9 protein-coding genes and 1 pseudogene are annotated in these 14,139 nt (G+C 69.4%); all 10 read left to right on the forward strand.

All coding sequences use genetic code 11. The annotated features are described in order from the left end of the window. A pseudogene (locus IEJ02_RS07770) lies at positions 1–226 on the forward strand (hypothetical protein); the annotation flags it as partial. Positions 227–230: 4 nt separating this feature from the next. Then, positions 231–1,163, forward strand: a complete 933-nt coding sequence (locus IEJ02_RS07775) for a Pvc16 family protein (protein ID WP_191064056.1) — start codon at positions 231–233, stop codon at positions 1,161–1,163. A 266-nt stretch (positions 1,164–1,429) separates the two neighbouring features. Then, entirely contained in the window at positions 1,430–3,721 is a 2,292-nt protein-coding gene (locus IEJ02_RS07780; protein WP_223863588.1) for an ATP-binding protein, read from the forward strand. Between the two features lie 14 nt (positions 3,722–3,735). Next, on the forward strand, positions 3,736–4,005 hold the full coding sequence (locus IEJ02_RS07785; protein ID WP_223863565.1) for a hypothetical protein: 270 nt from the start codon (positions 3,736–3,738) through the stop codon (positions 4,003–4,005). Further along, positions 4,002–10,646: an eCIS core domain-containing protein gene (locus IEJ02_RS07790; RefSeq protein WP_223863566.1), complete on the forward strand. Its 6,645-nt coding sequence runs from the start codon at positions 4,002–4,004 to the stop codon at positions 10,644–10,646. Before IEJ02_RS07785 ends, IEJ02_RS07790 begins: the two co-directional genes overlap by 4 nt. Next, positions 10,609–11,340, forward strand: a complete 732-nt coding sequence (locus IEJ02_RS07795) for a hypothetical protein (RefSeq protein ID WP_191064058.1) — start codon at positions 10,609–10,611, stop codon at positions 11,338–11,340. Before IEJ02_RS07790 ends, IEJ02_RS07795 begins: the two co-directional genes overlap by 38 nt. Further along, positions 11,337–12,023 carry a hypothetical protein gene (locus IEJ02_RS07800; RefSeq protein ID WP_125755359.1) on the forward strand — a complete coding sequence of 229 codons (687 nt, stop codon included), beginning with the start codon at positions 11,337–11,339 and terminating at the stop codon, positions 12,021–12,023. The genes IEJ02_RS07795 and IEJ02_RS07800 overlap by 4 nt, the downstream gene beginning before the upstream one ends. 6 nt (positions 12,024–12,029) lie before the next feature. After that, positions 12,030–12,413: a LysM peptidoglycan-binding domain-containing protein gene (locus tag IEJ02_RS07805; RefSeq protein WP_191064059.1), complete on the forward strand. Its 384-nt coding sequence runs from the start codon at positions 12,030–12,032 to the stop codon at positions 12,411–12,413. Further along, positions 12,406–13,545, forward strand: a complete 1,140-nt coding sequence (locus tag IEJ02_RS07810; RefSeq protein WP_191064060.1) for a hypothetical protein — start codon at positions 12,406–12,408, stop codon at positions 13,543–13,545. Before IEJ02_RS07805 ends, IEJ02_RS07810 begins: the two co-directional genes overlap by 8 nt. A gap of 18 nt (positions 13,546–13,563) precedes the next feature. Then, on the forward strand, positions 13,564–14,097 hold the full coding sequence (locus IEJ02_RS07815) for a phage baseplate assembly protein V (protein ID WP_191064061.1): 534 nt from the start codon (positions 13,564–13,566) through the stop codon (positions 14,095–14,097). Positions 14,098–14,139 lie beyond the last annotated feature (42 nt).

The following is a 14,139-nucleotide window of genomic DNA, read 5'->3' on the forward strand; positions in this document are numbered from 1 at the left end:
GACCGACCCCGCCCTGGGCCGCGAGGCCGCGCGGGTCCCCGCCGGGCGGCGCCGCGCCCGGTCCGCCCAGCGCACGGTGCACGTCCAGATCGGGCGGCTGGAGGTCACCGCCGCCGCCCCGCCCGGCGCCGACCGCACTACGGGCGCCCGCGCCGGAACGACGGGACGGCGCGCGCCCGCGCTGAGCCTGGAGGACTACCTGGCACGCGGCGAGAGGAGGGACTGACACCATGAGCAACGGACTCGCCTTCGCGACCGTCACCCAGGCCCTCGCGCTGCTGATCGCGAACAACCTGCGGCCCGAGATCGACATCGCGGTCACGGTGGACACCCGTAGGCCCCCGGCCGAGCCGCCCACCGAACCGACCATCAACATCTTCCTCTACCAGGTCACCCCGAACGCCTCGATGCGCGCCACCGACCTGCCCACCCGCGCCTCGGACGGCACCCTGCTCAAGCGACCGGCCGCGGCGATGGACCTGCACTACCTGATCAGCGCGTACGGCGAGGAGTCCGAACTGGTCGGGCAGCGCCTGATCGGCACCGTGGTGCGCATCCTGCACGAGATACCGATGCTGCCGAAGGACGTGATCGAGGAGGCCGCCCGGCGCTCGTACCTGACCGGCAGCGACCTGGTCGAGGCGGTGCAGCGGGTCCGCTTCACCCCGACGCAGATGGACGTGGACGAGACCTCGAAGCTCTGGGGGATGCTCTACCAGACCCCGTATGTGCTGTCGGTCTGCTACCAGGGCTCGTTGGTCCTGATCGAGGGGCGCGAACGCCCGGTCCCGGCGAAGCCGGTGGAACGGCCCACGGTGCGGGTACTGCCGTTCGGCGCCCCGGGAGCGCCGGAGCCCCCCACCCTGCCGGGGGCGGAGCGGGAACGGCCCGGGGAACCCGCCGAGGCTGAGGCGGAGGGGGAGGGGAAGGCGGCGGGGGAGGCGTCGACGGAGGCCGAGACTCCGACGCCCGCCCAGCCCGCCAAGAAGCGCCCCGCCGCCGCGAAGACGGCCGCGGCCAAAACCGCCAAAGCGGCCGCCACCAAGTCGGCCGCGACCAAGACCACAAAGTCCGCTGCCGCCAAGTCCGCAACCTCACCCACCCGTACCCGCAAGTCCACACCCCGGCGCCGCGGCGGCCGCTCCGGGGACGCGGAGAGCTGAGGCACACGGTGGGGGAGAAGGGGGCGGACGACCGCATGGGCACACGGGAGGGCCGCGCATCGACGGCCGCCGGGACCAGCGGGGGAGCGGGCGCGGACGTGGCCGGGGGCCCCATCCCGGGCTCGGACGCCAGTGTGGGCGGGGACGCCGCTCCGGGTGGCGACTTCGTCGCGGGCGCAGACTCCAGCGCGGGCGCGGGCGCAGACTCCAGCGCGGGCGCCGCTCCCTTCGCGGCCGAGTCCCTCGCGGCCGAGGACGGACAGGCCCTGGCCGCCGCCGTCCAGGCCGTACTGGCCCGCGTCGACGCCCACGCCCGCCGCGCCACCACCAACGGCTCCCGCCCCAGCACCTCCCGGCCCGGCGACCCCCGCCACGATGCCACTGGGCCCGGCGCCGTACGCCCCGATGCCACGGGCTCTGACGCCGCCCGCACAGGCGCCGTTGGTCCCAGCGCCGTTCGCCCCGGCCCCGCCTCCGGTGCTGCCGCGCCCGGCGCCGTCACCACTGACGAGTCCATCGCTCCGGCCGACGACGGCCAAGGCCACGACCGCCACACGTCCCAAGGACCCACATCTCCAACGACGACCGTGGCCGGCCCCACACCGGACCCGTCGGCCGAGCCCGAGCCCGCGACCTCGGACGCCACCCCCGCTCCACTGCCCCGCACCGAAGACCGCGAGCAGCGCCACACCACCGCACGCCCCCACCCCACCCCGAAGGCGATCCCCGGCCCCGCCACGCTCGACGCTCTCGCCTCCTGTTTCGGGCTCAGCACGTTCGAGCGCCAGCTCGTCCTGCTGGCGGCGGCCGCCGAGCTGGACCCCACCGCCGCCGCGCGGTGCGCCGCCGCCAGCGGCGATCCGACCCGTGCGTACCCGACCTTCTCGCTCGCCCTCGCCGCGCTCGACGAGCCGCACTGGAGCGCGCTCACCCCCGTGTCCCCGCTCCGCCGCTGGCGGCTCATCGAGCTCGACGACGAGACCCGGCTGACCACCTCCCGCCTCCGGATCGACGAGCGCATCCTGCACTTCCTGGCCGGATCGCCCTACCTCGACGCCCGGCTGCACGGGCTGCTGCGCCGTGCGCGGCCCCCGCGGACCCTGCCCCCCTCGTACGACCGGGCGGCGGACCAGGTGGCCGCGGGCTGGAACGAGACCCGCCCGGAGGCCCCGCTGCGCGTGGAACTCGTCGGCGGCGACCTGACCACCCGTACGGACATCGCCGCCGCGGCCGCCCGCCGCACCGGACTCGCGCTGTACGTCATGGCCTCGGACGACGTCCCCACCGACGCGGCCGAACGCGATCGCCTGGCCCGCCTCTGGCAGCGCGAGGCGGTGCTGCTGCCCGCGGCGCTCCTGCTGGAGGTCGGTGAGATCGACCGGGAGCAGACCGCCGCCACCGACGCGTTCATCGAGGGCGCCGCCGTGCCCCTCGTCGTCTCCAGCGAGGACCCGCGCCGGACCGGCCGCCCGCGCGGCGAGCGGGTCACCGTGCCCGGGCTGGACGACGGCGAACAACTCGCCCTCTGGGCGGACGCCTTCGCCGACATCCCGCGGATCGAGGAGGCCCATCTGCGGTCGCTGGTGGCCCAGTTCCAGCTGCCGCCGCACATCATCCGCTCCGCGGCCGCCGCCGTACGCCGCGACCTCCCCGAATCGGACACGGACGCGGACACGGGCATGCACACGGACGCACTCGACCCCACCCAACTCGCCTGGCGCGCCGGGCTCATCGAGGCGCGCATCGGCCTGGACGAGCTGGGCCGGCGGATCGAACCCGAGGCCGCCTGGGACGACCTGGTGCTCGCCGACCACCAGGCGCGGATCCTGCGCGAGATCGTCGCCCACGTACGGCAGCGCGCCACCGTCCACCAGGAGTGGGGCTTCGCCGCGACACTCCGCCGCGGCCTGGGCGTCACCGCCCTCTTCGCGGGCGGCTCCGGCACCGGCAAGACCCTCGCCGCCGAGGTGATGGCCAAGGAGCTGGGCCTGGACCTCTTCATCATCGACCTCTCCCAGGTGGTCAGCAAATACATCGGCGAGACCGAGAAGAACCTGCGCAAGGTCTTCGACGCCGCCGAGCGCGGTGGCGCGCTGCTCCTCTTCGACGAGGCGGACGCGCTGTTCGGCAAGCGCAGCGAGGTCAAGGACAGCCACGACCGGTACGCCAACCTGGAGGTCAGCTATCTGCTGATGCGCATGGAGGCGTACCGGGGCCTGGCCATCCTCACCACCAACATGAAGAAGGCCCTCGACCCGGCCTTCATGCGCCGGATCCGCTTCGTCGTGGACTTCCCCTTCCCCGGCGAGAGCGAGCGCGCCGAGATCTGGCGCCGGGTGCTTCCCGCCCGGGCGCCGATGAAGGACATCGACCCCGAACGCCTGGCCCAACTCACCGTGGCCGGCGGCTCGATCCGCAACATCGCGCTCTCCGGCGCCTTCCTCGCCGCCGAGGAGGGCGACCGCCTCCAGATGCGCCACATGCTGGCGGCGGCGCGCACCGAGTACCAGAAGCTGGACCGTTCGCTCACGCCCTCGGAGGTCGCCGGATGGGTCTGAACGAGGAGCCGCGCATGGTCCGTGTGGACATCGGCGAGCTGGCGTTGTCGGGCTTCGACGCCCGGATCGACCCGGACCGGGTCGGGGTGGCATTCCAAACGGAGCTGACCCGACTCATAGCGGAACGCGGCGTCCCGCTGGTGACGGCCGGAGCCGACCGCTCCCTCGACATCCTGTCCGATCTGCCCCCGCTCCCCGCCACCACCTCCCCGGCCCGGCTGGGCGAGGCCCTGGCCCGGGCCGTGCACGCGGGCCTGTCCGGAAGGGGGCGGGAGGGGACATGAGCAACGCACCGTCCACCACCCAGGACGACCGCGGGTCCCAGTCCGCCAAGCGCCGCAAGCGCAAGGAGCGGACCGGGAAGGTCCGTACGCCCGAGCCCAAGGACATCGTCAGCGGTGCCGGACAGCCCCTCGACCCGAGCGTGCGGCGCGACCTCGAAGAGCAGCTCGGCCACGACCTCGGCCAGGTCCGCCTGCACACCGACCGCGACGCGGGCCACCTCACCGAACTGCTGGGCGCGGACGCGGTGGCGGTCGGCCAGGACATCTTCTTCCGCGAGAACACCTACCGCCCCGGCACGACGGAGGGCCAACGCCTCCTCGCCCACGAACTGCTCCACACCGTCCAGAACCCCCACGGCCTCGGCACCCTCCGCGCGGGCCGCGACCTGGGCGCGGTGAGCCTGCCGCAGCAGGCCGTCGAACGCGAGGCGGAGGACACGGCACAGGAACTCGTACGCGGCGGCCAACCGGAAACGCGCGTGGAACCGCCGCAGTCCGCGACCCCGGGCTGGCTCCGCTACGCCACGGTCGACGCCGACCGCAACCGCATGGAGAAGCTCGACCCGGCGACCCTGGTCGACCGCCTCGCCAACAGCGTCGTCCGCTCCCTGCGCGGCGACCCCGAGGACCGCTCCAGGCGCACCCGTATGCAACTGGCGCGGATGCCGGACGAGGTGCAGGACGCCGTCCTCGACCGCCTCGAGACCAGGCTCCTCAGCTCGGAGCACGAGCGGGTGCTCGACTTCGTCGACGAGATCGAGGCCGACGACAACCTGGAGCGGGAGTCCCTGGACGCCCCGGACGTCGAGCCCGATCCGGTCGAGGAGTTGCTGTTCGAACGCGAGACGCAGCGGCGGAGGGCGGAGGAGCGCCGCGAGGAGGAACGGCGGCCGGCACCCGCGCCGGGTCCGGAGAGGGACCAGCCCGCGGGGGAGGGCGCGCCGGGCAGTACGCCGCAGAACGGCGGGGGTGCGCCGGAGAAGGAGGGCCAGGGCGGGAGCCAGGAGCAGCGGCCGGGCGCCAACGGGGGGCGCGAGGGTGGGAGCCCCGCGTCGGGTGGGAAGTCCGGCGGTTCGGCCTCGGCGGCTGCCCCTCGGCCCCAACCCCAGTCTCAACAGCCGTCCGGGGGCGGGCAGCAGGGTGGCGAGAAGAAGGCCGAGGGCTCCGAGAAGGCCAGGGAAGGAAAGGAAGCCAAGGAAGGAAAGGACGGCAAGGAGGGGGAGGGGAAGGAAGGGCAGGAGCAGCAGGGCGTCGCGACGCCGAGCAAGGAGGAGTCGGCGGCCAAGAACCGCCCGGGCGCGGTCGATTCGCTCGTAGCGGGTCAGCAGCTGAAGCAGCAGGACAAGCGGGGCGCGGACAAGCCCACCGGTTCGCCGATGGCGGCCGGCAAGGACACCCAGTCGCCTGGCGCGTTCTCCACGCTCGACGGCGTACGCGCCCAGGATCTGGACGGCCCGGAGGAGCGGGTCGAGGAGGATCCGTTCGGCTCCGGCAGTGAGTCGGAGGTCGAGGTCGGGGGCGCGGAGAAGAGCGCCTGGGACATCAAGCTCCAGCCGGAGGACTTCCTGCCCGAGCAGGACCTCGACGTGTCCGGCGTACCGACCGCGGACACGCTCGACCCCGCCTCGTCCGCCACCCCTCCCGTCCCGTCCTTCCCCGCCCCTCCGCTGACCAAGGCCGACAAGGTGCAGGCCGAGCGGGACGCGGAGGACGCCGAGGACGAGGCGGAGGACGCCGAACCCGAGGAGGACGCCGAGGACTCGGCCGCCGACGCCGAGCCGTCGGCGGAGGCGGACGACGGCGCGGCGGCCGCAGGCGGCGGGCTCGGCGGGCTCGCCGTGGAGCAGGCCGCCGAGAGCCGACCGGGACCGGCCGTGACCCGCGACCCGAAGAGTGGCGCCGACCCCAAGGACGGGCCCGTCGTCGCCCAGACGACGGTGCAGGAGGCCGCGGGCAGGTCGGAGGACGGCAGCCAAGCCACCGAACGGGCCGCGAAGGAGGAGAAGGGCACTTCCGCGGCGGGCGACGCGTCCGGCGGTGCGCAGGAGAAGGCGTCCCCGCAGGCGGTGGGCGGTCAGGCGGCGCAGGAGCCCGCGGCCAAGGAGGAACAGAAGAAGGCGGACACGGCGCCGGCGGCCAAGAGCGAGCCCACCGCGGACGCCCAGTCCCCCTCACCCGCGCGGGACACCCAGGTCACGGGCGGGTCCAACGCGGATACGCCCGGCGGGGCGAGCAGCGGTGCGCAGAGCGGGCAGGGCGGGCAGGGCGCGCCGGCGGAACGTACGGAGACCCCGGCGGCGGAGTCGGCGCCGCCCGCACCGGAACCGAAGAAGTCCGCCGAGCCCGAGCGGACTCCTGCGCCTGCGGCCGCGCCGCCGAAGGAGACACCCGCGCCCAAGGCCGCACCAGGCGCGAAGGCCGCAGCGCCGAAGTCGGCACCGTCCGCCAAGACACCAGGCGGCGGCGGTGGCGGGGGCGGCGGTGGCGGCAAGGCATCCGCCCCGGCCAAGGGCAAGAAGAAGGACTCCGGACCGGCCCCGAACCTCTCCCAAGTGAGCCCGGAAGCGGGCCTGTCCACCGCCTCGAAGCTCAAGCCCCATGTGGCGCTGCAGGCCATGACCGGTGTGAGCGGCTCGGTCAACCGCACCGTCGGCGATGAACACAAGGCGCTCGCCGCCGCCCCGCCCTCGATGCAGCGCCCGGCGGGCGCCCCGCAGACCCTCCAGGGCAAGCCGAAGACCGACGCCCCGGCCCAGTACTCGCAGGATCCGGCCCAGAAGTCCCAGGTCCCGGAGAAGGAAGACGCCAAGGTCACGGGCGCCAAGGAACCCGAGGGCCAGATCGAGGCGGAGAAGGCCGAGGAGCCCGGCGGCTGGGACACCTTCAAGATGGCCCTGGGCTTCGGCGTCGGCAAGCTCCTGAGCTGGGCCGGTTTCAAGGTGGACGCACAGGAGTTGGCCGCCAAGTTCGCCGGGCTGCCGACCAAGGACGAGGCGCTCAAGCAGGCCCAGGCGGGTAACGCACCGGGCGTACAGATGCGGGGCGCCGCCGACCAGACGGCCGGTGAGCAGGGCTCGGCCGTCGACACCAAGGGTCAGGAGACCGTCGCGACGGGCCGCGATGACGCGGGCCGGGGGATGGGCGAGGACCAGGTCTATCCCAACGCTCCCAAGGAGCAGATGGAGGCGAAGGTCCCCGGCCAGCAGGGCGGCGGAGGCGGCGGTGCGCCCGGGGGCGGCGCGGCGACGGGTGCCGTGCCTCCCGAGGCCGCGTCGGAGGTGGCCGAGCACGAACGCGGACCGCAGTTCCAGGCGGCGTTCACCGACGGCCAGAAGAGCATGTCCGAGGGGCGGCAGACCAAGGACCGCGACTTCAGGAACGGTCAGCAGCAGCACAAGCAGCAGGTCAACGCGGAGATCGCGACCAACACCAAGAGTCAAGCGAGCGAGCGTCAGAAGGCGATGACGGAGGTCACCGCCAAGCGTGCGGACTGGCGCGCGGAGCAGGACAAGGAGCTCCAGTCGCTCGGCGACAAGAAGACCGAGCGCCACGAGAAGATCCGCAAGGACGTCAAGGAGAAGGAAGAGAAGACCGACAAGGACGTCGACAAGGAGAAGGACGACAGCGACAAGAAGATCCAGGACAAGAGCGACCAAGCCGAGCGGGATGCCGAGAAGAAGCGCGACGCGAGTGTCAACGAGTCGGGCAACTGGGTCAGCAAGGCTTTCGACTGGATCAAAGACAAAGTCATCGAGATCAAGAACGCGATCGTCCGCGTCATCCGGGAGGCGCGGGACGCGGTCGTCGGTTTCATCAAGAACTTCAAGGAGACCGTCGAACGCTGGATCAACGACGCTCGCAAGGCCATCGTTGACGCGATCAAGAACTTCATCAACGACCTGATCGAGTTCGCCAAGACGATGGTGCGGGCCGTCATCGACCTGGCCAAGCGCATCCGGAACTTCATCACGGGGCTCATCGAGGCGGCGATCGCCCTCGTCAACAAGCTCGCCACCATGCTCAAGCAGGCCATCACCGACCTGCTGAACGCCCTCGGCAAGCTGCTGAGCAGCATCCTGGACGTCCTGAAGAAGATGCTGCTGGACGTCGTCAAGGCCGTCGTGGACGCGGTCAAGGCGGTCCTGGACTTCGCCTCCAAGCTCTTGGGTGCGCTCGGCGACTTCATGCTCATCGCGGTCGACTTCCTCTCCGACCCGGGCGGCTGGCTGAGCGGGGCGAAGAACTCGGCGGTGGACGGCGCGAAGAACCACCTGTTCCGCGAGGTCAAGTCGGCCGTCAAGGAATGGTTCCAGTCCAAGATCCAAGAGATCATCGGCGTCCCCAAGGCCATCCTGGACAGGCTGCTCAAGGGCGGCTTCACGCTGGAGCAGATCGTCAAGGAGACATGGGACGCGATCGTCCCCCAACTCCCCTTCATCATCGGCGAGATCGTCATCACGAAGGTCATCGCCAAGCTGATCCCGGGAGCGGGCTGGGTGATGGCCGTCATCGACGCCATCCGCACGGCCATCGGCGCGCTCGGCGCGATCCTGCGCGCGGTGGGCGCGGTCCTCGACTGGCTGAAGCTCGTCCGCATGGGCGGCGCGGGCCTCCTCTTCGCGAAGGCCGTCGCGGCGGGCATCGTGGCACTCCTCGAATTGGCCTACCAGGCGCTGCTGTCGGGGATCGGCAAGTACGTCGCGAAGGTGGGCCGGCGCTTCAAGGCCATCGCGGCGAAGTTGGGCCGGGGCAAGGGCGGCAAGGGCGGAGCGGGAGGGAAGGGCGGCGCGGACGGAGAGGGCGCGGACAGTCGGGGCAGCAAGCCGAAGCCCGACGAAAAGCCGCAAGAGCCGACCCCACCCGGGACAAGCGCCCCCACAATGCGTCCGACGACGACAACGACCACGAAGCCGAAGCCCACAACGCCATCGCACCCACAAACCAAACCCACCCGGCCTGAAACCCCCGGTAGGCCGAAGCCAAAACCGGACACCAAGGCCCCGGCCCCCACGACAAAGGACAAAAACGGCAAGCCCAAGCCCGAGGAAGACCGCCCGGACACCCGCCCGACCCCATCCCCCAAACCCAAGCCCAAGCCGGAACCCCCGACCAAGCCCAAGCCCGAACCGCAGACGAAGCCCACCCCCAAGGACGACAAAACCCCGAGCACCCCCAAGGACGACAAGGGGCCCGAGAACAGCCCGAAGACCGACGACAAGCCCTCAACCAAGGACCCCAAGGACCAGGACCCCACCAAGCCCAAGCCCGACAAGGACGACCCGAAGAAACCCAAGCCCGACAAGGACGGCGACAAGCCCACCAGGCCGAAGGAAGGCGACGGCAAGAAGCCCAAGCCGGACAAGGACGGCGACAAGCCGGGCCCCCGAAAGCCCAAGCCCGACAAGGACGGCCCCGGCAGGCGCCCGAACAAGAAGGGCCCCAACAAGCGCAAGCCCCACCCCGACAAGAGTGGCCCGGGCAGGCCCAAGTCCAAGCCGGACAAGGACAAGCAGAAGAAGGACGAGAACTCGAAGGAGTCCAAGGACGACCGTCTGGATCAGATCATCGCCAGGATTCGACCGACGATCACCAAGAAGGTCGAACGGCGGATGTGGCTACCTCCGTTCAACGCCATGCTGACAGCGTTGAGGGCCTGGCACCGCCTAACGTCCCTACGGGCCACCGGGAACCCGGAAGTGACCATCATTGCCACCTTGAACCCCTCCCGCGACTTCATGAAAGCTCGACGAGACAGCGACGAGGTGTTTCTTAAGGATCTAGAGAAAGACGAGCTCCCCGATCCCAAGTGGCCGGCATTCCGGGACAGAAAAGCGAACAGCATCACGGCTGAATTCCTCAGCGAACATGTGAAAGACACAGGCGAGGACGCGGACCTCGCCACGGGCGGGGCCACCCCACAGCCTCTGGGCTGGAAGCACGTGAAAGACAATGGCCTCTCCGACGAGGGGGCATGGGTGCGTATGCACTTGCTGCCCGAAGCACTTGGGGGAATGGCTTCCGGGAACAACCTGGTGCCGGCGCGCGGGCCGGTGACGAACATTCCATTCGCTGCAGCCCTGGAACGTAAGGCATATGACGATTTACCAAAGGAGGAAAAGCTTATCTGGTACAAGTCGCGTGTCACGTTCCATCCCGACCAGGGGAAGCCGGGGAAAGACGGGTATCCTCAAGGGTTTCCGCAGTCGATCACCTCTGAGTACGGCGGCTACGACAAGATTGATAACAAACCTGGTCGACTGCCAACCTCGTGGCGCCCAAAGGGAACCAAGAAGACGAAGACAGATTCCAACATTCCGCTGCCAACAAAGGATGAGCACAACAAATTGTTCATCAATCGGGCTGGTGAAGACCGCATATCTGCGGCCATTGGAGTAGAAAACCTTACACTGGCTCGCTATATTTCCGGAAAGAATCCGAGTACCGGGAAAGGGAAGGAGAAGCTGAACGGTGTTGAGGTGGACATCGAGCGTCCGAAGTACGAAAAAGTCGAGGATGTCAAGGATTATCTAGAAAGTAGGCCGAGAATGCAGGCGGATACTCGAGCGAAGATCAAGTCGGTGATAGCGAAGCTAAGGAAGTTGGATGGTGAAGAAAAGATTGACTGGTCCACGTTCGAGTAGCGTACCGAAAGAGAGAACGAGTATGGGCTCATTGGGTTTCGTCGATCGCTGTGAACGCTCTATTTCCTCGCTCGAGGCAGTCGACGGCGTCCACCTTGAAAGGCGATCTGCTGTCTTCCCCGCAGGGCAAGGAAATGGCGTGGAGGGACGGTTGGCCCTCCTGGAGAATGACGGGATCAGTCTCCCTGAAGCAATCCGGCCGTATGTATTCGATGTTCCCGAACTGCATGCGAGTTGGCAATACTCGGATCCCGTTATTGTCGGAGAGTTCTGTCTGGGGAATCTACCCCGCCGTCTCGCGGGGGGAGGCGTTCCAATGGAGGACTCTCGGCTGCCGGAAGCTCAGCAGAGGATTCTGGCTGAGTTGAAGCTGATAGACCAGGCGCCCTTTTCGGGGTCGGGGCGCATCGCGGGACTCCGGATTCCGCAGGAGGGAGAATGGGAAATTTGGTATTATGACATGAAGAAATCCTACTTCGGGCGGCTGGACCTTGACTACGGCTGCTATCTGGAGAACGTTCTCCTTACGAGAGGTGCTTTTGGCTGGCAATACCTCTTCAGTGAAGAGGATATGAGGGCAGGAAAGTATCGCAGCGTCACCAAGAATCTCACTTCGATGCTCAACACCTTCGCGGCCCTCTTTCCCGATCAGGATTACACCGCCTTAGCTGATCGGCTGGAGGCCCGCCTGTGACCCGCTACCCCGACATCCCCAAGCCCATCCGCTCCGGAATCGTCCTCGTCGACCCCGAGCGGGGGACGCCGCAGCGCATCATCGTGCTGCAGTTCAATCCGGACACGCTCGAGCGGTCATTGGCTCCCCAATCCGCCGGCGACCAAGCCGACAGCGGCGGAGGTGGCAGCGGAAGCGGGGACAAAAATGAAGCCCTCCGCCTCAAGGGCCCCGCCCAGGAGACGTGGAAGTTCACGGCGGAGATCGACGCGACCGATCAGTTCGAGGTGGCCGCGCCCGACGGGATACACCCGCAGCTCGCGACGCTCGAAATGCTCGTGCAGCCGACCACCGCCAAGTTACGAGAGGCGATGCGGCTGTCCAAGAAGGGGACCATCGAGATCAGCCCCATCGAGATGCCGCTGACCCTCTTCACCTGGGGGAGTAAGCGGGTCATGCCCGTCCGCATCACCGAACTGTCCATCAATGAATCGGCATTCGACGTCAACCTCAACCCCATCCGCGCATCCCTCAGCATCGGGCTGAAGGTGCTCACCGTCAGCGACCTGCCCGCCGGCCACCGGGGCGCCGAGCTCTATCTCGCGCATCTCGCGCAGAAGGAACGGCTCGCGGCGGCGGCGCGCGGCGGTGCGCTCAGCGCGCTGGGGTTGAACAGCGGGGACATCGGGCTGGGGAGGGTGTAACAACAGATGGCAGAGCCACAGCCGTACGAGAGTGCGCTCGACGCGATTCCAGGGGCGCATCCCTACCCTCGCTCCAGCCGCTACCACGACGCCGAGATCGGCATCCACACCCAACCCGACGGGACCCCCGTGCGGTACGCCAAGCGGCGGCTGCTGCCGCCCATCAGCGAGGTGGACGAGGACACCGCCACCCACACCGTCAGCAGCGGCGAACGCCCCGACCACCTCGGTCAGCGCTACTTCGGCGACCCCGCCGCCTGGTGGCGGATCGCCGACGCCAATCCCGTTCTCGACCCTCGCGAGCTGACCGCCGAGCCGGGCGAGGAGATCGCGATCCCCAACGGATTCCCAGGCGGCGGAGGCGGCGGAGGCGGTGGGCGCCATGGCTGATGAGCCCGTCGGGCAGGGGCCCATCCACCTCGAATTACGGATGGGGCCCAAGCTCACCCGCCCCGTGCCCCCCGAGGTCACCCAGGCGCTGCTGTCCGCGCAGATCACCACCACCGCGGGCGAACGCAGCGGCTTCCAGATGGCGTTCGACCTCACCAAAAGGGGCGCGATCATCGATCGGCTGCTTCCCGAGGGGTTCTTCGACCCCCGCACCCGCGTCATCGTCACGGCCGCCGTCAAGGGCACGCCGATCGTCCTCCTCGACGGGCTCATCGTGCGCCACGAGGTGGGGGCCAGCAATCAGCCCGGGCAGACGACCCTCACCGTCACCGGCGAGGACCTCACCCTCCTCATGGACCTCGAGGAGCGGACCGACCGTTACCCCAACCTCTCACCCTGGCAGCGCGTCACCCGCATCCTCACCAAATACACCGACTACGGCATCGAGGCCGACGTCGTCAAAGAGAAGATCCTCCAACCGCCCAACGCCCAGCGCCGCGTGGACTACCAGACCGGCACCGACCTCCAGTACGTCACCGATCTCGCCCACGCCAACGGCTATGTCTTCTACCTCATCCCCGGGCCCTTCCCCGAGGTCTCCACCGCCTACTGGGGGCCCGAGAAGCGCGTCGGGACACCCCAGCACGCCCTCACCGTCAACATGGACGTCAACTCGACCGTCGACCAGCTGACGTTCGCCTACGACGGGACCGCCCGCGAGGAGCCCCAGGCCCGTGTGCAGGACCCCGCCACCCGCACCTCCACGCTCCTCGCCCAGCCCGACATCAGCCCTCTCCGGCCGCCCCTCGGCAAACGGGCCACCCCCGCCCTCAAGCGCAAGACGCTCTCCGGCACCGCCAAGAAGGACCGGGCGCAGGCCGAGGCCGAGGCCCTGGCGAGGGCCGCCACCACCGCCGACGCCATCTCCGGCTCCGGCTCGCTCGACGTCAACCGGCACGGGTACATCCTCCAGCCGCGCCAGCTCGTCGGCGTCCGCGGCGCAGGGGTCACCTACGACGGGGAGTACTACGTCAAATCCGTCACTCACAACCTCCGGCCCGGCTCGTTCCTGCAGAACTTCACGCTCACCCGCGAAGGGCTGATCGCCCGGAGCGACACCGTTCGGCCCTAAGCCCTCAAGGAGCCCCCCATGGCGGCCACGTCCAACAACCGCTTCCTCGGCAAGTTCCGGGGCCGGGTGCGGGACAACCAGGACCCGCTCGGAATCGGCCGGATCACCGTCGAGGTGCCCGATGTCCTCGGCGATGAGCCGTCCACCTGGGCCATGCCCTGCTTCCCCTTCACCGGGGAGCAGCAGCGGCCCGCCGGGCAATATGTCGTGCCGTCCGTCGGGGCCGGGGTGTGGGTGGAGTTCGAGCAGGGGGACCCCAGCTTCCCCATCTGGACGGGGTGCTGGTTCGGGGCCAGGGAGCAACTCCCGGAGGACGCGCGGACCGATCCGGCGACCGCGCACCCGGTGGTGATCCAGACTCCGGGGAAACACAAGATCGTGATGTCCGACGTTCCGGCCGAGGGCATTTTGCTCCAGGCGCCCGGCGGCGCGTCCATACGGATCGACGCGACCGGAGTGCACATCGACAACGGCCAGGGGGCCTCCGTTTCCCTGGTCGGAGACCAAGTCGACCTGAACCAGGGCCGGTTGACCGTGCCCAAGAAGCGATAGCCACAAGAAAGCGATAGTCAGCAGCCAACGGGGAGGGACCAG

It is taken from the genome of Streptomyces sp. 5-10 (genome assembly GCF_014712245.1).
Lineage (GTDB): Bacteria > Actinomycetota > Actinomycetes > Streptomycetales > Streptomycetaceae > Streptomyces > Streptomyces violaceusniger.

What these genes read in the sequence shown, in the direction of transcription:
- IEJ02_RS07810 (WP_191064060.1), top strand. Translation starts at nt 12,406, where the DNA reads ATGGCTGATGAGCCCGTCGGGCAGGGGCCCATCCACCTCGAATTACGG.
- IEJ02_RS07775 (WP_191064056.1), top strand. Translation starts at nt 231, where the DNA reads ATGAGCAACGGACTCGCCTTCGCGACCGTCACCCAGGCCCTCGCGCTG.
- IEJ02_RS07790 (WP_223863566.1), top strand. Translation starts at nt 4,002, where the DNA reads ATGAGCAACGCACCGTCCACCACCCAGGACGACCGCGGGTCCCAGTCC.
- IEJ02_RS07815 (WP_191064061.1), top strand. Translation starts at nt 13,564, where the DNA reads ATGGCGGCCACGTCCAACAACCGCTTCCTCGGCAAGTTCCGGGGCCGG.
- IEJ02_RS07785 (WP_223863565.1), top strand. Translation starts at nt 3,736, where the DNA reads ATGGTCCGTGTGGACATCGGCGAGCTGGCGTTGTCGGGCTTCGACGCC.
- IEJ02_RS07805 (WP_191064059.1), top strand. Translation starts at nt 12,030, where the DNA reads ATGGCAGAGCCACAGCCGTACGAGAGTGCGCTCGACGCGATTCCAGGG.
- IEJ02_RS07795 (WP_191064058.1), top strand. Translation starts at nt 10,609, where the DNA reads ATGGTGAAGAAAAGATTGACTGGTCCACGTTCGAGTAGCGTACCGAAA.